Source organism: Kitasatospora sp. NPDC001225, from assembly GCF_053597855.1.
The window spans coordinates 36,808-58,229 of the sequence record NZ_JBSFJC010000008.1 but is presented as its reverse complement, the minus strand read 5'-3'; the positions used below and the strand labels follow the sequence as shown (position 1 = coordinate 58,229).

The following is a 21,422-nucleotide window of genomic DNA, read 5'->3' as shown; positions in this document are numbered from 1 at the left end:
GGGGAACCATCCCTCTCCACCCTCACCGCCGTGGCCGGAGGCCTCCCTTGCGTTACGACAGTCCGCTCGAAGCCGTCGGCAACACCCCGCTGGTCCGCCTGCCGCGGCTGTCCGCCGCCGTCCCCGGCAACGCCGACGGCCTGGTGACCCTCTGGGCCAAGCTGGAGGACCGCAACCCCACCGGCTCGATCAAGGACCGCCCGGCCCTGCACATGATCGAGCGCGCCGAGGCCGACGGCCGGCTCACCCCCGGCTGCACCGTCTTGGAGCCCACCAGCGGCAACACCGGCATCTCGCTGGCCATGGCCGCCAAGCTCAAGGGCTACCGGATGGTCTGCGTGATGCCCGAGAACACCAGCGAGGAGCGGCGCGAGCTGCTCCGCATGTGGGGCGCCGAGATCATCCCGTCCCCGGCCGCCGGCGGCTCCAACACCGCCGTCCGGATGGCCAAGGAGATCGCCGCCGAGCACCCCGACTGGGTCATGCTCTACCAGTACGGCAACCCCGACAACGCCGGCGCCCACTACACTGGCACGGGCCCCGAGATCCTCGCGGACCTGCCGACCGTCACCCACTTCGTGGCCGGCCTCGGCACCACCGGCACCCTGATGGGCGTCGGCCGCTACCTGCGCGAGAAGGTCCCCGGCGTGAGGATCGTCGCCGCCGAGCCGCGCTACGACGACCTGGTGTACGGGCTGCGCAACCTGGACGAGGGCTTCGTCCCCGAGCTGTACGACGCCGAGGTGCTCACCACCCGGTTCTCGGTCGGCTCCGCGGACGCCGTCCGCCGCACCCGTGAACTCCTCCAGCAGGAGGGCATCTTCGCGGGCGTCTCGACCGGCGCCATCCTGCACGCGGCGATCGGCGTCGGCCGCAAGGCGGCGGCGGCCGGCGAGCGCGCGGACATCGTCTTCGTGGTCGCGGACGGCGGTTGGAAGTACCTCTCCACCGGCATCTACACCGCCGAGTCCACCGAGGCCGCGGTCGAGGCGCTGCAGGGCCAGCTCTGGGCGTAGGGCCTATCCGCCCTGCAACACCTTCCGCGCCCGGGCCCAGACCTGTCGGTCCACCGTGCCGGCCCGGCGGCGGAAGTCCGCCAGCGGCACCTCGCGCAGCTCGTCGGTCTCCAGCCAGCTGGCCCGGCCCTGCCGGTCGCCCACCACGCCGGGCGGCAGCGGCAGCACGCCCGGGCGCTCCGCGTGGTGCTTGCTGGTGATCTTCGCGACGGTGGCGGTCCGGCCGTGCACCCGCAGCACCAGGCACGGGCGGTCCTTGGCACCGGGGCCGTCCTCGAACGGCACCAGCGCCCACCAGACCTCCTGCGGCCGCGGGCCGGCCCCCGGCCGCGGTCGCGGACCGGCCGGCCCGGACGGACGCGGCGCCGGACGGGTGCGCCGCACCAGCGCCGCCGCGGCGGCGGCCAGCAGCGCGACGCCCAGCAGCGACAGGACGAGCCAGGTAGCGGTCATGCCGTTCATGCGGCGAACCGTACCGGGCCGGGGGTGAACGCCACCACCGCGACGGCCGGGCACCCGTCCGGGCATTTGTCCGCGCATTGCTCCCGGTTCGTCACGGAACTGCCACAATGCCCGTTCTGCGCCCGGAGCCCCGGCCGTCCCGGCAAGGCTGCGTCACGAACGTCCGCCCCCGTCCCCCGGAGGTGCCCCGTGGCCCGTGGCCCCGAGCTGTGGTCCTACGCCGAGATCGCCCGCCACATCAACGTCCGGCGCGAGACCGTCCGCAGCTACCGGAGGCACCGGCTGCTGCCCGATCCGGACGTGATCGACGGCAGCGGCCACCCGCGGTGGTACCCGTTCACCATCCGCAGCTGGGCCCGCAACCGGCCCCGCCGCCGCTGATCCCCCGGCCCGTCAACCGCCCGCGCCCCCGCCCCGGGCGTTCTGGTGATTCCGCCCACAGCCCGGCACGGGGACGGGGGCAAAGTGCCGCTCCGCCCTTACCCTCGACACACCAACGCAGTGCTACCGGCCGGTCCACCGGGCCCGGCCTGCCGTTTTCCATGCTGTTTTCCACGCTGTGCCCGTGGAGGACGGCGATGCCGTTTTCCAGCAGCAGCCAGGATGTGTCGGGGCGGAGGGGCTCGGATGAAACTGACCGTGGTGGGGTGCTCGGGGAGCTTCCCGGCCGCCGACTCGCCCTGCTCCAGCTACCTGGTCGAGGCCGAGGGCTACCGCGTCGTCCTCGACCTCGGCAACGGAGCCCTCGGCGCCCTCCAGAAGTACACCGGCCTCTACGACGTCGACGCCGTCCTGCTCAGCCACCTGCACGCCGACCACTGCGTCGACCTGTGCGCCTACTGGGTGGCCCGCAACTACCGCGCCGAGGGCTGCCCCGAACTGCTGCCCGTGTACGGCCCGGCCGGCACCGCCGAGCGGCTCGCCCGCGCCTACGACATGCCGGAGAACCCCGGCATGAAGGAGGTGTTCGAGTTCCGCACCCTCACCCCCGGCGGCTTCCGGCTCGGCCCGTTCCGGATCGACGTCGCCCAGGTCAACCACCCCGTCGACGCCTTCGCCTTCCGGCTGGAGCACGACGGCCGCTCGCTGGTCTACAGCGGGGACACCGGCGAGAGCGCCGAACTCGTCGAACTCGCCCGCGACACCGACCTCTTCCTCTGCGAGGCCGCGTACATCGACGGGCGCGACACCTACCAGGCCGTCCACCTCAACGGCCGCGAGGCCGGCGAGCACGCCGCCGCGGCCCGCGCCCGCCGGCTCGTCCTGACCCACATCCCCCCGTGGACCGACGCCGAGCACAACCGGCGGGACGCCGCGGCCGCCTACCCGGGGCCGGTCGAGGTCGCCCGGGCCGGCGCGGTGTACGAGGTCTGAGAGCGGGCCGGCGGGGTCTGAGAGCGGGCCGGGCCTGAGAGTGGGCTGGCGAGGTCGGGCGGGATTCCCGGAAAAATGCTTCGGGACGACCCGCAACCTCCGCGCCCCCCGCACGTCCTTGTGAGTGAGCGGCGGGAAACGCCGCCGGAACGGCCGGCCCGTCGGGCACGGACGCGATCACACTACTCATCAGGCCCGCTTCGTGCTGCCCGGATCCGGTCGTACCGGTCCGGGACGGATATCCAGGGGGAAATCCCATGCGCAAGACCAACCGTGCCCTGAACCGGGCCCGCCGGCTCACCCCGGCGCTGGCGCTGACCGCCGCGCTGCTCGCCGGCGGCGCCGTGACCGCGGCCCCGGCCTTCGCCGCCGCCGGGCCGCTCAGCCTCACCGTGCACACCCCGGCGGTGGTCGGCTTCGCGGGCGGGCCGGTCGAGTTCACCGAACACCTCGGCAACCCGGGTGACCAGGGCACCTCCGTCGTGCTGGACTTCGAGATCGAGAGCGACCTCGGGACGCCGCCGAACGCCCTGAGCCTCGACTACTTCAGCGAGCTGACCGGCGGCTGGCTGCCGGTGGAGCTGACGGAGCGCCCCGGGGCGGACAAGGTGGTCAACGCGGGCGGCACCGGCAAGGTCGTGGTCCCGGCGGGCGGCACCGACGTCCGGCTGCGGCTCGGCGTGCCGATGGGCAGGCCCCACGACGGGGCCACCAACGGCGGCACCGGCCCGAGCCTCACCTTCCGCACCGGCGTCAAGGGCTGGTCGCAGGACTCCCCGGTCGAGCCGCCGCTCACCGACAGCCACGTGGTCAAGGTGGAGGGGATCAGCAACGGCGTGTCCGGGGTCCCGGCCGAGGTCGTCGCGGGCGGCGAGCCCGTCGAGTTCGACGCGGTGCTCTCGAACCCGACGCCGTCCGCCTACACCAACCTCGGCAACGTGCTGTTCACCGACCGCCTCGCCAAGGTCGAGGTCCGCGGCGCCGACGGGAAGTGGACCACCGTGCCGGGCGTCACGGCCCCGGCGGAGCCCGTGGCGGGCCACTACCTGGACGGCCGCAACTCCTCGGCGGCGCCCCAGAGTTCGACCACCCGGCGGGTCCGGGTCAGCTACCCCGCCGACAGCCCGCTGGGCAGGACGGCGCTGAACCCCTGCGTGTTCGTCAACGAGGGCGAGGAGATGCCCTTCCGGGGCACCACCATGTGCTCGCAGGGCGCCACCACCGAGGTCGTCGCCCCCGCGCCGAAGCCCTCACCGACCGGCACCCACAAGGCCGGCGAGCCCTCGACCGGGCCGGCCGGCTCCGACGGCTCGCAGCCGAAGCCGGACGGCGGCGCGGGCGTCGCCCAGCCGGTCGGCGACACCACCACGGCGCCGGCCGCCCCCGCTCCGGCCGTTTCGCAGCCCGCCGTGTTGTCCGCGGACAACGTTCCCGCCGCGGCCGCCCGGCCGGTGGACGCCCACCTGGCGTCCACCGGTGCGGACAGCGACTGGACCGGCCTGATCGCGGGCGTCGGCGCGCTGCTGGTCGGCGTCGGTGCGGGGGCCTTCGTGCTGGTCCGCCGCCGCCGCACCGGCTGACCGCGCACGGCCGTGCCGTCGGCGCTCGCTGTACGGCCGACGGCGTACGGCTAGCGCCGGCCGGGGACGGGCAGCCCGAGATGGTCCCGCAGGGTGGGGCCGGTGTAGTCGGTGCGGAAGACCCCGCGCTCCTGGAGCAGCGGGACCACGCGGTCGACGAACTCGTCCAGGCCGCCCGGGGTGAGGTGCGGGACGAGGATGAAGCCGTCGGCCGCGTCGCTCTGCACGAAGCGGTCGATCTCGGCGGCGACGGTGGCGGGCGCTCCGATGAAGGACTGCCGGCCGGTCAGCTCGATCACCAGTTCGCGGCTGGTCAGCTTCTTCTCCGCGGCCACCGCCCGCCACCGTTCGGCGACGGCCACCGGGTCGGCGTGCCGGACCCGGCCCTGGACCAGGCCGCTGTCCGGGTCGGGGTCGACGGCCGGCAGCGGTCCGTCCGGGTCGTGGTCGGACAGGTCGACGCCCCAGACCTGCTCCAGGAAGGCGATCGCGGTCTGCGGGCTCACCTGGGCCCGGCGGATCTCCCGGGCCCGTTCGTCCGCCTCGGCGTCGGTGTCGCCGAGGACGAAGGTGACCCCGGGCATGATCTTCAGCTCGTCCGGCTTGCGGCCGTACGCGGCGAGCCGGCGCTTGACGTCGGCGTGGAAGGCCTGGCCGTCGGCGAGGGTGGAGTGCCGGGAGAAGACCACGTCGGCGGCGGCGGCCGCGAACTCGCGCCCCTCGTCGGAGTCCCCGGCCTGGATCACCACCGGGTGGCCCTGCGGCGGTCGCGGCAGCGAGAGCCTGCCCTCGACCTCGAACTGCGGGCCGGAGTGCCGGACGGGTTCCTCCCCGGCGTCCCAGAACTCCCGTGCCAGCTGGACGGATTCGGCGGCCCGGGTGTAGCGGTCGGCGCGGTCCAGGTACCCGCCGCGGCGGAAGTTCTCCCCGGTGAAGGCGTCCGAGGAGGTGACCACGTTCCAGGCCGCGCGGCCGCCGGAGAGGTGGTCCAACGAGGCGAAGCGGCGGGCCAGTTCGTACGGCTCGTTGAAGGTCGCGTTGACGGTGGCGGCCAGGCCGAGCCGTTCGGTGACGGCGGCCAGCGCGTTCAGCACGGTGATCGACTCGGGGCGGCCGACCACGTCGAGGTCGTGGATGAGGCCCTTGGTCTCGCGCAGCCGCAGGCCCTCGGCGAGGAAGAAGAAGTCGAACTTCCCGCGCTCGGCGGTCTGCGCGAGGTGGCGGAAGGAGGAGAACTCGATGTGGCTGCCGGCGGCCGGGTCGCTCCACACCGTGGTGTTGTTGACGCCGGGGAAGTGCGCGGCGAGGTGGATCTGCTTGAGCGGTCGGTCCGTCATCGGGTCACCTCGGCGAGGGCGGGAGCGGCGGTGGAGGCGGTGGAGGCAGGGGAGGTAGGGGAGCCGTCGGCGGGGCGGGCGGCGTAGCGGCTGGCCGGGCGGGCCAGGCCGAGGTGGTCGCGCAGGGTGCGGCCGGTGTACCCGGTGCGCAGCAGTCCGGCGGCGCGCAGGGCGGGGGCGATCCGGTCGGCCAGCGCGGCGAGGTCGCGCGACGCGTCGGCAGGGGAGAGGTGGAAGCCGTCGACGCCGGTGCCGGGCGCGGTGAGCTCGGCGAGCAGCCGCTCGTCGGCGGCCCGGTCGGGCAGGGCGGACAGGTCGGCGTCGAGCCGGGCGAGGACGCGCAGGTTCTCGCCGGCCCGCAGCCGCAGTTCGGTGGCGGCGGTCAGCCGGGTGGCGCGGTCGGGGGCGTCGAGCAGGACGACGTCGGCGTGCCGGATCGCGGCGTCGACCCGCGCCCGCCCGCCCGGGGAGGCGTCCGGCGCGAGGTCGGCGGCGGCGACGGGCACCACGACCACCGGGCGGCCCTGCGGCGGGCGCGGGGTGATGGACGGGCCGCGGACGGAGAAGCGCGGGCCCTCGAAGTCGATGTAGTGCAGCTTGTCGCGGTCGATGAACCGTCCGGTGGCGGTGTCGCGGATCTCCGCGTCGTCCTCCCAGCTGTCCCAGAGCCGGGCGGCCACCTCGACGGCGTCGGCGGCCTCGGCCCACAGCTCGTCCTCGGCGGCGACGGGGCGGCGGCCGAAGGCCCGCGCCTCGGCCTCGGTCGTGGAGACGCCGACCAGCCAGCCGGCCCGGCCCTCGCTCACCCAGTCCAGGGTGTTGACCGAGATCGAGGTGTGGAAGGGCTCGGTGTGGGTGGTGGTGACGGTCGGCACCAGCCCGACCCGGCCGGTCAGCGGGGCGGTCCGGGCGAGGGCGGCGAGCGCGTCGGGGCGGCTCGGCTCGGCGGCGAAGGAGTCGTCGAGGGTGACGAAGTCCAGGGTGGCCCGCTCGGCGAGGCGGGCGAGGGCGGTGTAGTGCCCGGCGTCGAGACGGCCGGGGCTGTCGAGGGCTGCGGACAGGTGCAACTGGCGGGGCATGGTGAGCCTGGCTTCCTCGTGCGGACGCGTGCGGGCACCGGCGCACCCGTACGGGGACACGGGTGCGCGGGGGCGCGCCGGAGCGCGGTGGCGGCCCGCGGGCGGAGCCCGTACGGGCGGGGGAGGGAGGACCGGCGCCGGGCGGGACGTCAGCCGGGCGGCGGTGGGGGAACGGTCAGCTCAGCCGCGACACGCCGCGGACCACACGCGACCGAAGTCGATGTGGCTGCGGGTGACCAGCGGGCACGAGGCGTTCACCGCTTCAGTTGACCAGGGCGTCCGGCGGTTCGTCAACCGTCGTTTCCGCCCGCCGGAGCCCGCCGGAGCCGCGTGGGAGTCCGGCGGGAGCCCGGCGGGAGTCCGGTCGGGGACCCGCCGGAGCCGCGTGGGCGCGCCCGGGTACGCCGAAGGCCCCGCCCCGCCGCTGGGGGAGCAGCGGCGGGGCGGGGCCTCGGGAGCGGGCGGTGACTCGGGCGTCAGGCCTTGGTGACGTCCTCGATCTCGTCGTCGTCCTCGCGACCGGGGGTCTTGAGGTCGAACTTGGTGATCGCGAAGCGGAACAGGAAGTAGTAGACCGCGGCGAAGGCCAGGCCGAGCGGGATGATCATCCACGGGTCGGTGGCCTTGTTCCAGGCCAGCGCGTAGTCGATCAGGCCGCCGGAGAAGGTGAAGCCGTCGTGCACGCCGAGCGCCCAGGTGACGGTCATCGAGACGGCGGTGAGCAGCGCGTGGATGACGTACAGGACCGGGGCGATGAAGACGAAGGCGAACTCGATCGGCTCGGTGACACCGGTCACGAAGGAGGTCAGGGCCAGCGAGACCATCATGCCGGTGACGGCCTTGCGGCGGTGCGCCTTGGCGGCGTGGGCGATGGCCAGCGCGGCGGCGGGCAGCGCGAACATCATGATCGGGTAGAAGCCCGACATGAACTGTCCGGCGGTCGGGTCGCCGGCGAAGAAGCGGGTCAGGTCGCCGTGCACGACGGTGCCGTCGGGCTTGGTGAAGTCACCGGTCTGGAACCAGGCGTAGGAGTTCACGAACTGGTGCATGCCGACCGGCAGCAGACCGCGGTTGACCAGGCCGAAGGCGCCCGCACCGAACGCGCCGGCGCCGATCAGGGTGTCGTTCAGGCTCTTGATGGCGTCGCCGATCGGGCCCCAGGCCAGACCGAAGAAGACGCCGACGGCGGTGCCGACGAAGGCCATGATGATCGGGACCAGGCGGCGGCCGTTGAAGAAGCCGAGCCAGTCGACCAGCTTGGTGCGGTGGTACTTCTGCCACAGCACCGCGGCCAGTAGGCCGATCACGATGCCGCCGAGCACACCCGGGTTCTGGTAGGTGGCCGCCTCGTCCTTGCCGGGGAGGATCTTGTACTCGGTGATCGGGAACGCGGTGAGCACGTTCTTGTACACCAGGAAGCCGACCAGGGCGGCGAGGGCGGTGGAGCCGTCCGCCTTCTTGGCGTAGCCGATCGCGATACCCACCGCGAAGAGCATCGGCAGAGCGTCGAAGACCGAGGTGCCGGCGGTGTTGAACACCGCGGCGACCTTGTCCCAGCCGAGGCCGTCCTTGCCGAACACGTCGTCCTGGCCGAGACGCATCAGCAGACCGGCTGCGGGGAGCACGGCGATGGGCAGCTGGAGGCTGCGACCGATCTTCTGCAGACCCTGGAGGAGGTTCTGGCCGAACTTCTTGGCGGGGCTGGGTGAGGCCGGAGCCGTGGCGGGCGCCGGTGCCTGCGCAGACTGACTCATGGGGGTGGGTTCCTAACGGCATGGCGGTCGGTCGGGGGGAAGGCACAGGGGCCGAACCTCGAACTGGTCTACACCACACGTGGTGTAGACCAGTTTTGTAGCACGGGTGGAGAAGTCGAGGAACCCCGGAAAGCGGTGTCGCCGGGAAGCGCTATGAAATCGAAACCTACTTACCGAATGGCGATCATGGTAGCGACCGCGATTGGGATTTTGGCCGACTGCGCAACAAAATCGATTTTGGCTAATCGCGCAACAAAAGCACAGCGTGCTCCGGTGGGCCCTGCCAGGCGCGTTGGGCCCGGTCGGCCGGGCTTTCGGAAATGCCGAAGGCCTCCGGACCGGTGGTCCGGAGGCCTTTGCGGGGATAACTCGGGTGACGCCCGGGTTCAGGCCTTGGTGACGTCCTCGACCTCGGCCTCGTCCTCCCGACCGGGAGTTTTCAGGTTGAATTTGACGATGATGAACCGGAAGAGCGCGTAGTACACGACGGCGAAGCAGAGGCCGATCGGGATGATCAGCCACGGTTTGGTGGCCAGTCCCCAGTTGATCACGTAGTCGATCAGGCCGGCCGAGAAGCTGAACCCGTCGTGCACCCCGAGCCCCCAGGTCACCGCCATCGAGGCGCCGGTCAGCAGCGCGTGCACGGCGTACAGGGCCGGGGCGATGTAGGCGAAGGAGTACTCGATCGGCTCGGTGACGCCCGTCACGAAGGAGGTCAGGCCGACCGAGAGCATCAGGCCGTAGATCTCCTTGCGCCGGTGCGGCTTCGCCGAGTGCGCGATCGCGAGCGCGGCGGCCGGCAGCGCGAACATCATGATCGGGAAGAAGCCGGACTGGAACTGGCCGGCCGTCGGGTCGCCCGCCAGGAAGCGCGGGATGTCGCCGTGCACGATCGCGCCGTCCGGCCTGGTGAACTCCCCGAACTGGAACCAGACGAAGGTGTTCAGCAGCTGGTGCATGCCGATCAGCAGCAGGGCCCGGTTGAACAGGCCGAAGATGCCGGCGCCGCCCGCGCCCAGGTCGGAGAGGGTCTGCGAGAAGTCGTTCAGGCCGCGGCCGATCGGCGGCCAGACCCAGAGCGCCACCACGGCGGTCAGCATGCCGACCAGCGCGGTGATCATCGGCACCAGGCGGCGGCCGTTGAAGAAGCCGAGCCAGTCGACCAGCTTGGTGCGGTGGAACCGCACCCACAGCCAGGCCGACATCAGGCCGATCAGGATGCCGCCGAGCACCCCCGGGTTCTGGAACGTCGCGGCCGCCGCCTTCGCCGAGCTGTAGTCCACGCACTGGTCGCTGACCAGTACCGTCGGCGGCTTGCAGCTCTCCGGGAAGGCGTGCAGGACCTTGTAGTACACCAGGAAGCCGACCACGGCGGCGAGCGCCGTCGAGCCGTCCGCCTTCTTCGCCATGCCGATCGCGACGCCGATGCAGAACAGCAGCGGCAGGCCGAAGGAGGAGTCGAGCAGCGCGCCGCCGGCGGAGGCGAAGACCTTCGCGACGTTGTCCCAGCCGAGGCCGTCCTTGCCGAACACGTCCGGCTGGCCGAGGCGGTTGAGGATGCCCGCGGCGGGGAGCACCGCCACCGGGAGCTGCAGGGAGCGGCCCATCTTCTGGAGGCCGCCGTAGAAGATGTGCCATCGTTTGGCCTGCGGGGCCGTGGCGCCTGCCGAACTCATCCTTCGCCCTCCGAGAGCAGTTGCCTGCCGGGGGCCCGGCGGGACCCTCGGGCAGGGCTCGGGAACACCCGGGGCCGTTCCCGCGTTCGTCGGAGTACACATATATTGGTGTAGACCACTTGACGCAGGTCGCACTCCGGAGGCGCGAGCCCCGCTGATCGTCATCCTCGGGCGGCGATCCGGAGCCTGCCCGCCGGAATGGGCCGAAAGTGGACTAACGTGGCGGACCGGACCGGCACGGGTGATGCTGGTCGCGCCGCTCGCAGGCCGACCGCGGCCGAACCCGCGTCAGCCACCGGCACGCACCTCACCGCACGACGGTCGAGGGACACCCAGCACCAGCGCAGGACGGCACCCGGCAGAGCCGCCGAAGGGCCGAGACAGAGGGAGAAACCAGATGGCCAGCAAGGCTGAGAAGATCGTCGCCGGTCTGGGCGGCATCGACAACATCGAAGAGGTCGAGGGCTGCATCACCCGCCTGCGCACCGAGGTCAAGGACGCCTCCCTGGTCGACGAGGCCGCCCTCAAGGCCGCCGGCGCCCACGGCGTCGTGAAGATGGGCACCGCGATCCAGGTCGTCATCGGCACCGACGCCGACCCGATCGCCGCCGACATCGAGGACATGATGTGAGCTGAACCACCCAGGTTCAGCCCGCCCGGCCCGCCGACCCGCTCAGGGGGACGGCGGGCCGTGGCGCGTCCCGGCCCTCTCCGGCTCGCCTCCGGAAGCGGCCCCCCGGAGCGACTACGCTCAGTGCCTATGTCACGCATCGACGGCCGCACCCCCGACCAGCTCCGCCCGATCACCATCGAACGGGGCTGGAGCAAGCACGCCGAAGGCTCCGTCCTCATCTCCTACGGCGACACCAAGGTGCTGTGCACCGCCAGCGTCACCGAGGGCGTGCCCCGCTGGCGCAAGGGCAGCGGCGAGGGCTGGGTCACCGCCGAGTACTCCATGCTCCCGCGCGCCACCAACACCCGCGGCGACCGCGAGGCCGTCAAGGGCCGCATCGGCGGCCGCACCCACGAGATCAGCCGGCTCATCGGCCGCTCGCTGCGCGCCGTGGTCGACCACCGCGCGCTCGCCGAGAACACCATCGTCCTCGACTGCGACGTCCTCCAGGCCGACGGCGGCACCCGCACCGCCGCCATCACCGGCGCCTACGTCGCCCTGGTCGACGCCGTCGCCTGGGCCCGCGACAAGAAGCTGCTGCGCGCCAAGGGCCAGCCGATCACCGGCGGCGTCAGCGCCGTCAGCGTCGGCATCATCGACGGCGTCCCGATGCTCGACCTCCAGTACGAGGAGGACGTGCGCGCCGAGACCGACATGAACATCGTCTGCACCTCCGACGGACGCTTCGTCGAGGTCCAGGGCACCGCCGAGGGCGCCCCGTTCGACCGCGAGCTGCTCGACCGGCTGCTCGACCTCGGCAGCCTCGGCTGCGCGGAGCTCGACGAGATCCAGCGCAAGGCCCTGGAAGGCTGAACCGGCGAGGGCCCCGCGGCCGTGGAGCGGAACGGACGGACGGTCAACCCGTGGGTGGGGAGGGCCGTTCGGACCGGTACGGACGCGCGTACGGGCCGCGGGTGGGGCCGCGGGGCGAACGGCCCGCCGAAGGGTCGACCTGACGGTCGGCCTGCTGTACAGGCCGGGTCCGGAGACCGTACGGTTCCCGCAGCACCCCCGCTGCGGGAACCGCGCACCCCTCTGCGCGCGTCCCACCCCACGGAACCCGCGCCCCCCAGGAGGATCGGATGCCGTCGAGCATCGCCCGCCCCGCCGCCCTCGCCGTGGCCGGACTCATCGCGATCCTCCCGCTCAGCATGGTGAGCTGCTCCGCCGCCCAGAAGGCGCTCGACTGCGGCAACACCGCCGTGAGGATCACCGGCGACCTCGCCGACGTCACCCAGGCGTACGACAACGCGAGCAACGACTCGGCGGCCGCCGGGAAGGCCTTGCAGAAGCTCAAGAACGACCTCGACCAGGTCGGGAAGAACTCCAAGAACACCGACGTCGCCAAGGCCGTGACCGATCTGCAGAAGCAGGTCGAGAACGTGCAGCGGGCGGCGGACAGGAACGAGGTCCCGGACCTCAAGCCGCTCGGCAACGCGGCCGGCAACCTCACCTCGCTCTGCACCGGCTGACCGCCTCCGGCCACTCGGTAGGGTGGGCGATATGTCCACCCGCCTGATCCTCGCCACCCGCAACCAGCACAAGGTCACCGAGCTCCGCGCCATCCTGGCGGACGCCGGCCTGGACGTCGAACTCGTCGGCGCCGACGCCTACCCGGAGATCCCGGACGTCCCCGAGACCGGCGTCACCTTCGCCGAGAACGCCCTGCTCAAGGCCCACGCCCTGGCCCGCGCCACCGGCCTGCCCGCCGTCGCCGACGACTCCGGCCTCTGCGTGGACGTGCTGAACGGCGCGCCCGGCATCTTCTCCGCGCGCTGGTCCGGCAAGCACGGCGACGACCGCGCCAACCTCGACCTGCTGCTCGCCCAGCTCTCCGACATCGCCGAGCCGCACCGCGGCGCCCACTTCTTCTGCGCCGCCGCCCTCGCCCTCCCCGACGGCACCGAGCGCGTCGTCGAGGGCCGCCTCCTCGGCACCCTGCGCACCGCCCCGGCCGGCGACGGCGGCTTCGGCTACGACCCGATCCTCCAGCCCCTCGGCGAGACCCGCACCTGCGCGGAGCTCACGGCCGACGAGAAGAACGCCATCAGCCACCGCGGCAAGGCCTTCCGCGCCCTCGCCCCGGTCGTGAAGGACCTCATCGCCTGACGCCCCGTCCGCCGGACACGTCGAAGGCCCGCCTCGAGATCACTCTCGGGGCGGGCCTTCGAATTTAAGGCTAGTGCGGCCTGAGGGACTCGAACCCTCACGGGATTTCTCCCATGGGCACCTAAAACCCAGGCGTCTGCCAATTCCGCCAAGGCCGCATGGCGACCAGTCTAGGGCTTCGCCGAGTGTGGGGACAGCGACTTCCGCCGTCGCCCCGCCGGTGCCGCGCCCGGGCCCCGCGGCGGCAGTGGCGCCGGGCCCGTCGGGTCGGCCCGGTGGTGCCGGGAGTGGGTTTCGGCCAGGGGGCTGACTGGATGTCGCGCGCTTCCGACCTGTGATGTTTGGCTGTTGATTACCAATTGGTACAGACCTATTGACCTATGTGGTTCAGACCACATAGCTTCTCCGCCAATTGCAACCCCCCACGTGCGTGCTCCCCCACAGGCACGCGCCGACACTCTCTCCTGGAGGACCGAGTGTTGATCCGAAACACGGCGGAGCGGCGTCCCACCGCCGCGCACCGCCGGAAGAGCCCGGCGGCCCGCGCCGGTGTGGCCTCGCTCGCGGCGGCCTCGTTGGCCGGGCTGCTGATGGCGACGCTGGGTGCGGCGCCCTCGCAGGCGTCGGCGGCCGTCGACAACGCGGCCTGTCGGCCCGACGGCCTGTACCAGACGCCCGGCGTGGACGTCCCGTACTGCTCCGTCTACGACACCAGCGGGCGCGAGAAGATGGGCGCGGACCACCAGCGCCGCATCATCGGCTACTTCACCGGCTGGCGCACCGGCAAGAACGGCGACGCTCCGTACCTGGCGACCGACATCCCCTGGGACAAGGTCACCCACCTCAACTACGCCTTCGGCCACGTCGGCGGCGACAACAAGCTCTCGGTCGGCACCGACGGCCCGACCAACGAGGCCACCGGGATCTCCTTCCCCGGCGTCCCCGGTGCCGAGCTGGACCCGAGCCTGCCGTACAAGGGCCACTTCAACCTGCTGACGAAGTTCAAGAAGCAGTACCCGAACGTCAAGACCCTGATCTCGGTGGGCGGTTGGACCGAGACCGGCGGCTACTTCGGGGACGACGGCAAGCGCGTCAACTCCGGCGGCTTCTACTCGATGACCGTCAACCCGGACGGCAGCGTCAACCAGGCCGGCATCGACACCTTCGCCGCCTCCTCGGTCGACTTCATCCGCAAGTACGGCTTCAACGGCGTCGACGTCGACTACGAGTACCCGACCTCGATGAAGGACGCCGGCAACCCGCTGGACTGGCAGCTCGCCAACGCCAAGCGCGGTTCGCTGGCCAAGGGTTACGCGGCGCTGATGAAGACCCTGCGCGAGAGCCTGGACAAGGCCGGCGCCGCCGACGGCAGGCACTACCTGCTGTCGGTCGCCGCCCCGTCCTCCGGCTACCTGCTGCGCGGCATGGAGACCTTCCAGGTGGCGAAGTACCTGGACTACGTCAACATCATGTCGTACGACCTGCACGGCGCCTGGAACAAGTACGTCGGCCCGAACGCCTCGCTGTACGACGACGGCAAGGACGGCGAGCTGGCCGCCGCCAACGTCTACGGCACCGGGCAGTACGGGGGCATCGGCTACCTGAACGCCGACTGGTCGTACCACTACTTCCGCGGCTCGATGCCCGGCGGCCGGATCAACGTCGGCCTGCCGTACTACACCCGCGGCTTCAAGAACGTGCAGGGCGGCACCAACGGCCTCTGGGGCACCGCCTCGGCGACCACCTGCCCGGCCGGCTCCGGCCTGACGGCCTGCGGTGACGGCGCGGTCGGCATCGACAACATCTGGAACGACAAGGACGACGCGGGCAAGGAGTCCCCGGCCGGGTCGAACCCGATGTGGCACGCCAAGAACCTGGAGAAGGGCATCCTGCCCGACTACCTGGCCAAGTACGGCGTCTCCGACACCGCGCTGCAGGGCACCTACACCCGCAACTACAGCTCCGCGCTGGTGGCGCCGTGGCTGTGGAACGACGCCAAGAAGGTGTTCCTCTCCACCGAGGACGAGCAGTCGGTGGGCGCCAAGGCGGACTACATCGTCAACCAGGGCGCCGGCGGCGCGATGATCTGGGAGCTCGCGGGCGACTACAAGTGGGACGCGGCCGCCAATGGCGGCAAGGGCGAGTACGTGCCCGGTTCGACGCTGACCTCGCTGATGTACGACAAGTTCAAGTCGGCGGCCCCGTACGGCGCGGTCCGCGCGACGACCGCGCTGCCGCAGCAGACCCTGCCGATCGACGTGTCGTTCACCAACTTCGCGCTGGGCGACTCGAACTACCCGATCAACCCGAAGCTGCACATCGTCAACAACTCGACGCTGACCCTGCCGGGCGGCACCGAGTTCCAGTTCGACTACGGCAACTCGGCCCCGGGCAACGCCAAGGACCAGTCCGGCTTCGGCCTCCAGGTCATCAAGCAGGACAACCCGGGCCCGGGCAACGTGGGCGGCCTGAAGGGCACCTACAACCGGGTGTCGGTCAAGCTGCCGGGCTGGCAGTCGCTGGCGCCGGGCGCCTCGATCGACATGGACTTCGTCTACTACCTGCCGGTGTCCACGCCGTCGAACTGGACGGTCAACGTGGGCGGCACGCTGTACGGGATCAAGGGCGACCTGACCCGCGGCGCGGTGGACGGCGGCACGCCGACCCCGACCCCGACGCCGTCGCAGACGGCCACCCCGACGCCGACCCCCACGGGCACGCCGACCGGCACGCCGACGGCCACCCCGACCGGGACGCCGACGCCGACCGCGACCCCGACCTCGGGCACCTGCGGGGCTGCCCCGAGCTGGGACGCCGGCACCACCTACGCGACGCCCACCAAGGTCTCGTGGAAGGGCCACTACTACCAGAACAAGTGGTGGACCAAGGGCGACGACCCCGCGGCCAGCGGCTCGTGGGGTGTCTGGAGCGACCTCGGGACCTGCTGATCAGGGCGGTCCGCTGAGGTGAGGACGGCGGTGGCGGTGCACCCGGTCGGGGGGTGTGCCGCCACCGCTTCGTCGTACCGGCCGTGCTTACGCGCCGACGCTTACGCGCCGACCTTGAGGTCGCGCAGCAGCTTGGCGACGTGGCCGGTGGCCCGCACGTTGTAGAACGCGTGCTCGACCTTGCCGTGCTCGTCCACGACGATGGTGGAGCGGATGACGCCCAGGTAGGTGCGGCCGTAGTTCTGCTTCTCGCCGAAGGCGGCGTACGCCTCCAGCACCTCCTTGTCCGGGTCGGACAGCAGGGTGACCTTGAGGTTCTCGGCCTCGCGGAACTTGCCGAGCTTCTCCGGCTTGTCCGGGGAGATGCCGATGACGTCGTAGCCGGCGTCCGCGAGGACCTCCAGGTTGTCGGTGAAGTCGCAGGCCTGCTTGGTGCAGCCGGGCGTCAGGGCGGCGGGGTAGAAGTAGACGATGACCTTGCGGCCCGCGTGGTCGGCGAGGGACACCTGGTTGCCGTCGGCGTCGGACAGGCTGAAGGCGGGCGCGGTGTCGCCGGGCTGGAGACGCTCACTCACGGTCGTACTCTCCTGGATGCTGGGACGGGCGGTCGTACCACGGCAAACTTACCTCCGATGGTGGGTGGGGCCGCGCGACCGTGTGCGGCAGCTGACACACTGGGTCAGTCGCACCGATCGCAGGGATCGGATGGAACAACATCGGCGAGTGAATGGGGTGGCCCGAGTGGGCGAGGCGAGCACGCAGGACAAGTCGGCGCGGACGACCGCCCAGATCGAGGCGGACATCGAGCGGACGCGTGACCGGCTGGCGTCGACCCTGGACGAGCTGGCCGTCCGCGTCCACCCGAGCACGGTGACCGCCCAGGTCAAGGCCAAGGCGGTGGCCGCCGTCGAGGAGAAGACCGCCCGGGCGTACGTGGCCGCCAGCGGCGTGGTGGAGAAGGTCCGGGCGCAGTTCGTGGACGAGAAGGGGCAGCCGCGCCGCGAGCGGATCGTCCCGGCCGCGCTGGTCGGCGTGGGCCTGGTGCTGCTGGTCGCCTCTGCGCGCAAGCGCCGCAAGGGCTGAGCGCACAGCGGGACGGCGGGGCCGGGCGCGACGGGTGCCCGGCCTTTCGCGTGCCCGGGCTTCCGGGTGCCCGGCGCTCCGCCTGCCGGGCCTTCCGGATACCGGGCCAGCGTCACGCCCCGCGCCCGGGGGAGGTACCTTCGGGACCGTGAGTACGAACCACGAACCGACGCGCTCCGACGACGCGCAGGAGCCCGCCCGCCACGACCGGCTCGGCGAGAAGCTGCCGATCCGGATGCTGCACGACCGCGTGCTGGTGCGGATCGAGGGCGGCGAGGGCGAGCGCCGTTCGACCGGCGGCATCCTGATCCCGGCCACGGCGGAGCTGTCCAAGCGCTGTACCTGGGCGGAGGCCGTCGCGGTGGGCCAGAGCGTGCGCTCGGTGGAGCCCGGCGACCGGGTGCTGTACGACCCGGAGGACAAGCTGGAGGTCGAGGTCCGCGGCGCCACCTACGTGCTGCTGCGCGAGCGCGACCTGCACGCCGTCGCCGCCACCCGCTTCGGCGACGCGGAGGGCTCGACCGGGCTGTACCTGTGACGGTCTGATCCGCTCCGTGCCCTGAGGTGCCCCCGACCCGGGTCGGGGGCACCGTGCTTTCGCGGCGGGGGTCCGCGACATGGCGTTCCGCCGCGGGGATCGGGGGCGTTGTCGGTGCCGCGCGCTAGGGTCCCGGCATGAGTGTGCCGGTGATCGGGGACGGGGAGCGTCGGGCCAGGCTGGGGCGGCGTCAGCTGCTGGCGCCGTCGGTGCGGGCGGCGCGGGTGGAGGACGTGGCCGACGCGGTGGTCGGGCTGCACGCGACGGACGCGGCCACGGTGTACCTGTCGGCCTGCGCGCGGCTGGCCGAGCCCTCGGCGGCGGAGGTGGACCGGGCGCTGTACGAGGACGTCTCGCTGGTGAAGCTGCTGTCGATGCGGCGGACGATCTTCGCGGTGACGGAGGGCCTGGCCCCGTACGTGAGTTCGGCGGCGGCGCGGGCGATCGCGGCGAAGGAGCGGGCGACGCTGCTGAAGCACCTGCGGGACCACGCCGAGGGCTGGGACGAGGCCCGGCTGGCGGAGGCGGAGCGCGAGGTGCTGGCCGCGTTGGCCGGGCGCGGCGAGGCGACGACCAAGGAACTCTCCGAGGACGTACCGCAGTTGCGCGAGACGATGCTGATGTCGGCGGGCAAGGCGTACGAGGCGCGGCAGAGCGTGGGCAGCCGGCTGCTGCGGCTGCTGGCCTCGGACGGGCACGTGCGCCGCTGCCGTCCGCGCGGGTCGTGGCTGAGCAGCAGCTACCCGTGGGCGCTGGTGCCGCAGTGGCCGGAGGTGCCGGTGCGGGAGGCGAAGGCCGAGGTGGTGCGGCGCTGGCTGGCGGCGTACGGGCCGGCGACGGTCGAGGACGTGAAGTGGTGGACGGGCTGGACGCTGGGGGACGTCCGCCGGGCGCTGGCCGATCTCGGGGCGCTGGACGTGGCGTTGGCCGGCGGGGCGCCCGCCCTGGTGCTGCCGGGGGACGAGGGGCCGGTGGCGGAGCCGGAGCCGTGGGCGGCGCTGCTGCCCGCGCTGGACCCGGCGGTGATGGGCTGGCGCGGGCGGGACTGGTACCTGCGGCCGGAGGACGTGCCGGCGCTGTTCGACCGGGCGGGCAACGCCGGGCCGACGGTGTGGTGGTGCGGCGAGGTGGTGGGCGGTTGGACGCAGCGCGCGGACGGCGAGGTGGTGTGGCGGTTGTTCCGGGGGGCCGGGGCGGAGGCGGAGCGGGCGGTCGCGGCGGAGGCGGAGCGGTTGGCGGGCTGGCTGGGCGAGGTGCGGGTGACGCCGCGGTTCCGCACCCCGCTGGAGAAGGAGCTCAGGGGCTGACCGGGAGCCGATCGGGGGCTCAGGGCGTCGGGGGCGGCGGCACCGGGTGGCTCGCGGGGCCGCCGGTGGCGCTGGGCAGGGCCGTGGGGCGGGTCGGCTGGACCAGGGTGGGCTTCGGGGTGGGGCTGGGCTGCTCCGGGTCGGTGGTCGTCGGCCTGGTGGCCTGCGGGCTGGGGGTGTTGGGGCCGGTGGGGGGCTGGCCGGTGGCGGCGGGGGCGCTGGGCGTGTGGCCGGCGGGAGCGCCGGGGGCCGGGTCGGTGGTGGCGGGTTCGCCGCCGGCGGCCGGGGCGGTGGTCGGGGTGGTGGCGCTGGGGCTGCTGCTAGCGGACACGCCGGGCCAGGGGGTGGCGGTGGTGGCGCCGTGTCCGGTCCGGAGGTCGAAGTCCTGGGTGGGGGTGCCGTCGAGGGCGGCGGCGGTGTAGGCGGTCCAGATCCGGGTGGGGAAGGCGCCGCCGTTGATCCGGCTGAGTCCGGCGGTGCCGGCCAGCGGTTCCTTGGCATGGGTCTTCGGGTTCTCCCGGAACAGGCCGACGGTGGTGGCGAGTTCGGGGGTGTAGCCGGCGAACCAGGCGGAGAGGTTGGAGTCGGTGGTGCCGGTCTTGCCGGCGGCGGGGCGGCCGAGGTCGAGGGCGGCGGCGCCGGTGCCGCGCGGGCTGATGACGTCGCGCAGCACGTCGGTGACGGAGTCGGCGATCTCCCGGTCGAGGGCGTCGGTGGGGGTGTGCTCGGGCATCTTGGGGACGTCGACGGCGCCGCCGGGGTTGACGCGTTCGAGTTTGAGGACGGACCAGGGGGTGTGCGCCTGGCCGTGGTCGGCGAGGGTGGCGTAGGCGCCGGCCAGGTCGAGGGCGCTGGGGGTGGCGGTGCCGAGGGTCATCGAGGTGTTGGCCGGGTCCATGCCGCGGACGCTGTCGGGGATGCCGAGTCTGACGGCGGTCTCCCGGACACGGGCGAGTCCGGCGTCCACGCCCTCCTGGGCGTACACGGAGTTGACGGACTTCACCATGGCGTAGCGCAGGGTGATGTTGCCGTAGTCGACGCCGTCCTCGTTGGGCGGGGCGTAGGGAGTGGGGCCGCCGGTGACGGGGCGTTCGCTGGTGCCGTCGTAGCGGGACTCGGTGGTGATCGGGCGGCCGTCGAGGTCGTGCTGGGCGACCAGGCCGGCGGCGAGGTCGATGGGCTTGAAGGTGGAGCCGATCTGGTTGTCCTGGCGCAGCGCGTCGTTGTAGGGCTGCTTGGCGTAGTCGGGGCCGCCGTAGACGGCGACGACCCGGCCGGTGGCGGGTTCGACGGAGGCGCCGGCGACCCGGACGTCGGTGTCGGTGGTGGGGCGGGCCTGGGGGTCGAGTTCGCCGGTGAGCTGCTCCTGGACGGCCTTGGCGAAGGCGTCCTGCCGGGGCTTGTCGAAGGTGGTGGTGATGCGCCAGCCGCCAGCCTTGAGGGTGGCGGCGTCGATGGTGCCGGAGGAGACGAGGTAGTCGTCGGCGACGCCGACCAGGTACCCGGCCTGGCCGGCCAGGCCGGTGGCGGGCTGGGGGTCGATCGGGTCGGGGAAGGTGGTGGCGGCGCGGTCGGCGGGGGTGAGGAAGCCGAGTTGGACCATGCCGTCGAGGGCGTAGTTCCAGCGGGCGACGGCCTTCTCGCGGTTGGCGGGGGTGGCGGTCTTGACGTCGTAGAGGCTGGGGGCCTGGAGCAGGGAGGCGAGGTAGGCGCCCTGGCCGAGGGTGAGTTGGGAGACGTCGACGCCGTAGTAGGCGTGGGCGGCGCTCTGGATGCCGTAGGCGCCGCGGCCGAAGTAGCTGCTGTTGAGGTAGCCGGCGAGGATCTCGCGCTTGTCGCGCTGCTGGTCGACCTTGAGGGCGATGAGCAGTTCGCGGCCCTTGCGCTCGAGGGTGCGGTCCTGGGTGAGGTAGTAGTTCTTGACGTACTGCTGGGTGATGGTGGAGCCGCCCTGCATGCCCTTGCCGAGCAGGGTGTTCCAGCCGGCCCGGAGCATGCCCTTCAGGTCGATGCCGCGGTTCTGGTAGAAGGTGCGGTCCTCGGCGGAGACGACGGCCTGCTGGGTCGGGAGCGGGATCTGGTCGATGGTGACGTCGGTGCGGTTGACGGCGCCGGTGCGGGCGATCTCGGTGGTGCCGTCGGCGTAGAGGTAGATGTTGTTCTGGGCGACGGCGTGGGCGTTGGGGTCGGGCACCGGGACGATGACGTAGAGCACGGCGAAGCCGCCGGCGGCGAGCAGGAGCAGCGCGGTGAGGGTGCCGAGGGTGATCCGCCAGGTGGGCAGGAGCCGGCGCCAGAGCGGGAGGGCGCGGCGGGCCTCGCGGCGGGCGGCCCGTTTGGCCTGGCGGCGGGTGCTCAAGGTCATGCCGAGATTATCTGCTATTTGACGTCGGCTCAGGTCGGAAAAACCGGGTGCGGGTGGTGCGGGCCGGAGGTACGGTGAAAGGTGAAAACCGCATAGCGCACCGACTTTTCGGCGCACTGGC

General features: G+C 72.5%; 19 protein-coding genes and 1 tRNA gene. 12 read left to right on the top strand and 8 right to left on the bottom strand.

Features of this window, described 5'->3' with window-relative positions:
• The first annotated feature begins 47 nt into the window (after positions 1 to 47).
• Entirely contained in the window at positions 48 to 1,016 is a 969-nt protein-coding gene (locus tag ACWDCZ_RS04540) for a PLP-dependent cysteine synthase family protein (protein ID WP_049654320.1), read from the top strand.
• Positions 1,017 to 1,019: 3 nt separating this feature from the next.
• Here the strand turns inward: ACWDCZ_RS04540 and ACWDCZ_RS04535 are convergent, their stop codons facing one another.
• Complete coding sequence (locus tag ACWDCZ_RS04535; RefSeq protein WP_375874795.1) at positions 1,020 to 1,469, bottom strand: type II toxin-antitoxin system PemK/MazF family toxin; 450 nt, start codon at positions 1,467 to 1,469, stop codon at positions 1,020 to 1,022.
• Between the two features lie 198 nt (positions 1,470 to 1,667).
• On the opposite strand from ACWDCZ_RS04535, the gene ACWDCZ_RS04530 reads away from it, so the two are divergent.
• From ACWDCZ_RS04530 to ACWDCZ_RS04520, 3 genes are all read left to right on the top strand, one after another.
• On the top strand, positions 1,668 to 1,859 hold the full coding sequence (locus ACWDCZ_RS04530) for a MarR family transcriptional regulator (protein WP_079272642.1): 192 nt from the start codon (positions 1,668 to 1,670) through the stop codon (positions 1,857 to 1,859).
• A gap of 246 nt (positions 1,860 to 2,105) precedes the next feature.
• Positions 2,106 to 2,852: an MBL fold metallo-hydrolase gene (locus ACWDCZ_RS04525; protein WP_074005047.1), complete on the top strand. Its 747-nt coding sequence runs from the start codon at positions 2,106 to 2,108 to the stop codon at positions 2,850 to 2,852.
• Positions 2,853 to 3,109: 257 nt separating this feature from the next.
• Positions 3,110 to 4,432: an LAETG motif-containing sortase-dependent surface protein gene (locus ACWDCZ_RS04520; RefSeq protein ID WP_449815181.1), complete on the top strand. Its 1,323-nt coding sequence runs from the start codon at positions 3,110 to 3,112 to the stop codon at positions 4,430 to 4,432.
• Between the two features lie 50 nt (positions 4,433 to 4,482).
• Here the strand turns inward: ACWDCZ_RS04520 and ACWDCZ_RS04515 are convergent, their stop codons facing one another.
• The 4 genes from ACWDCZ_RS04515 to ACWDCZ_RS04500 form a co-directional block, all read right to left on the bottom strand.
• Positions 4,483 to 5,769, bottom strand: coding sequence for an LLM class flavin-dependent oxidoreductase (locus tag ACWDCZ_RS04515; RefSeq protein WP_449815180.1), 1,287 nt, complete (start codon positions 5,767 to 5,769; stop codon positions 4,483 to 4,485).
• Positions 5,766 to 6,848 (bottom strand): LLM class flavin-dependent oxidoreductase, encoded by a 1,083-nt coding sequence (locus ACWDCZ_RS04510; RefSeq protein ID WP_449815179.1) that lies wholly within the window; start codon positions 6,846 to 6,848, stop codon positions 5,766 to 5,768. Before ACWDCZ_RS04510 ends, ACWDCZ_RS04515 begins: the two co-directional genes overlap by 4 nt.
• Before the next feature lie 476 nt (positions 6,849 to 7,324).
• Complete coding sequence (locus tag ACWDCZ_RS04505) at positions 7,325 to 8,602, bottom strand: PTS transporter subunit EIIC (protein ID WP_049655708.1); 1,278 nt, start codon at positions 8,600 to 8,602, stop codon at positions 7,325 to 7,327.
• A 386-nt stretch (positions 8,603 to 8,988) separates the two neighbouring features.
• Positions 8,989 to 10,278 (bottom strand): PTS transporter subunit EIIC, encoded by a 1,290-nt coding sequence (locus ACWDCZ_RS04500; RefSeq protein ID WP_049655706.1) that lies wholly within the window; start codon positions 10,276 to 10,278, stop codon positions 8,989 to 8,991.
• Between the two features lie 397 nt (positions 10,279 to 10,675).
• Here ACWDCZ_RS04500 and ACWDCZ_RS04495 point away from each other — a divergent pair, with 397 nt between their 5' ends.
• From ACWDCZ_RS04495 to rdgB, 4 genes are all read left to right on the top strand, one after another.
• Entirely contained in the window at positions 10,676 to 10,909 is a 234-nt protein-coding gene (locus tag ACWDCZ_RS04495) for a glucose PTS transporter subunit EIIB (RefSeq protein WP_030060521.1), read from the top strand.
• Between the two features lie 129 nt (positions 10,910 to 11,038).
• The gene (gene rph, locus ACWDCZ_RS04490) at positions 11,039 to 11,764 is read left to right on the top strand and encodes a ribonuclease PH (protein ID WP_049655704.1); all 726 of its coding nucleotides are present in this window, start codon (positions 11,039 to 11,041) and stop codon (positions 11,762 to 11,764) included.
• 269 nt (positions 11,765 to 12,033) lie between these two features.
• Positions 12,034 to 12,423, top strand: a complete 390-nt coding sequence (locus ACWDCZ_RS04485) for a hypothetical protein (RefSeq protein WP_049655703.1) — start codon at positions 12,034 to 12,036, stop codon at positions 12,421 to 12,423.
• A 31-nt stretch (positions 12,424 to 12,454) separates the two neighbouring features.
• Entirely contained in the window at positions 12,455 to 13,060 is a 606-nt protein-coding gene (rdgB, locus tag ACWDCZ_RS04480; protein WP_074005051.1) for an RdgB/HAM1 family non-canonical purine NTP pyrophosphatase, read from the top strand.
• 74 nt (positions 13,061 to 13,134) lie between these two features.
• On the opposite strand, the gene ACWDCZ_RS04475 is transcribed toward rdgB, so the two are convergent.
• Positions 13,135 to 13,218 (bottom strand) — tRNA-Leu (locus ACWDCZ_RS04475).
• Between the two features lie 432 nt (positions 13,219 to 13,650).
• Here ACWDCZ_RS04475 and ACWDCZ_RS04470 point away from each other — a divergent pair.
• Entirely contained in the window at positions 13,651 to 16,008 is a 2,358-nt protein-coding gene (locus ACWDCZ_RS04470) for a chitinase C-terminal domain-containing protein (RefSeq protein WP_449815198.1), read from the top strand.
• 101 nt (positions 16,009 to 16,109) lie between these two features.
• Here the strand turns inward: ACWDCZ_RS04470 and bcp are convergent, their stop codons facing one another.
• On the bottom strand, positions 16,110 to 16,583 hold the full coding sequence (bcp, locus tag ACWDCZ_RS04465) for a thioredoxin-dependent thiol peroxidase (RefSeq protein WP_049655699.1): 474 nt from the start codon (positions 16,581 to 16,583) through the stop codon (positions 16,110 to 16,112).
• A 166-nt stretch (positions 16,584 to 16,749) separates the two neighbouring features.
• Between bcp and ACWDCZ_RS04460 the strand changes: the two genes are divergently transcribed.
• The 3 genes from ACWDCZ_RS04460 (at position 16,750) to ACWDCZ_RS04450 (ending at position 18,936) form a co-directional block, all read left to right on the top strand.
• Positions 16,750 to 17,091: a DUF3618 domain-containing protein gene (locus tag ACWDCZ_RS04460; protein WP_049655697.1), complete on the top strand. Its 342-nt coding sequence runs from the start codon at positions 16,750 to 16,752 to the stop codon at positions 17,089 to 17,091.
• Between the two features lie 235 nt (positions 17,092 to 17,326).
• Positions 17,327 to 17,629 carry a GroES family chaperonin gene (locus ACWDCZ_RS04455; RefSeq protein ID WP_449815197.1) on the top strand — a complete coding sequence of 101 codons (303 nt, stop codon included), beginning with the start codon at positions 17,327 to 17,329 and terminating at the stop codon, positions 17,627 to 17,629.
• 137 nt (positions 17,630 to 17,766) lie between these two features.
• Entirely contained in the window at positions 17,767 to 18,936 is a 1,170-nt protein-coding gene (locus tag ACWDCZ_RS04450; RefSeq protein ID WP_049655696.1) for a winged helix DNA-binding domain-containing protein, read from the top strand.
• 19 nt (positions 18,937 to 18,955) lie between these two features.
• Here the strand turns inward: ACWDCZ_RS04450 and ACWDCZ_RS04445 are convergent, their stop codons facing one another.
• Positions 18,956 to 21,301: a transglycosylase domain-containing protein gene (locus ACWDCZ_RS04445; RefSeq protein WP_449815178.1), complete on the bottom strand. Its 2,346-nt coding sequence runs from the start codon at positions 21,299 to 21,301 to the stop codon at positions 18,956 to 18,958.
• Positions 21,302 to 21,422 lie beyond the last annotated feature (121 nt).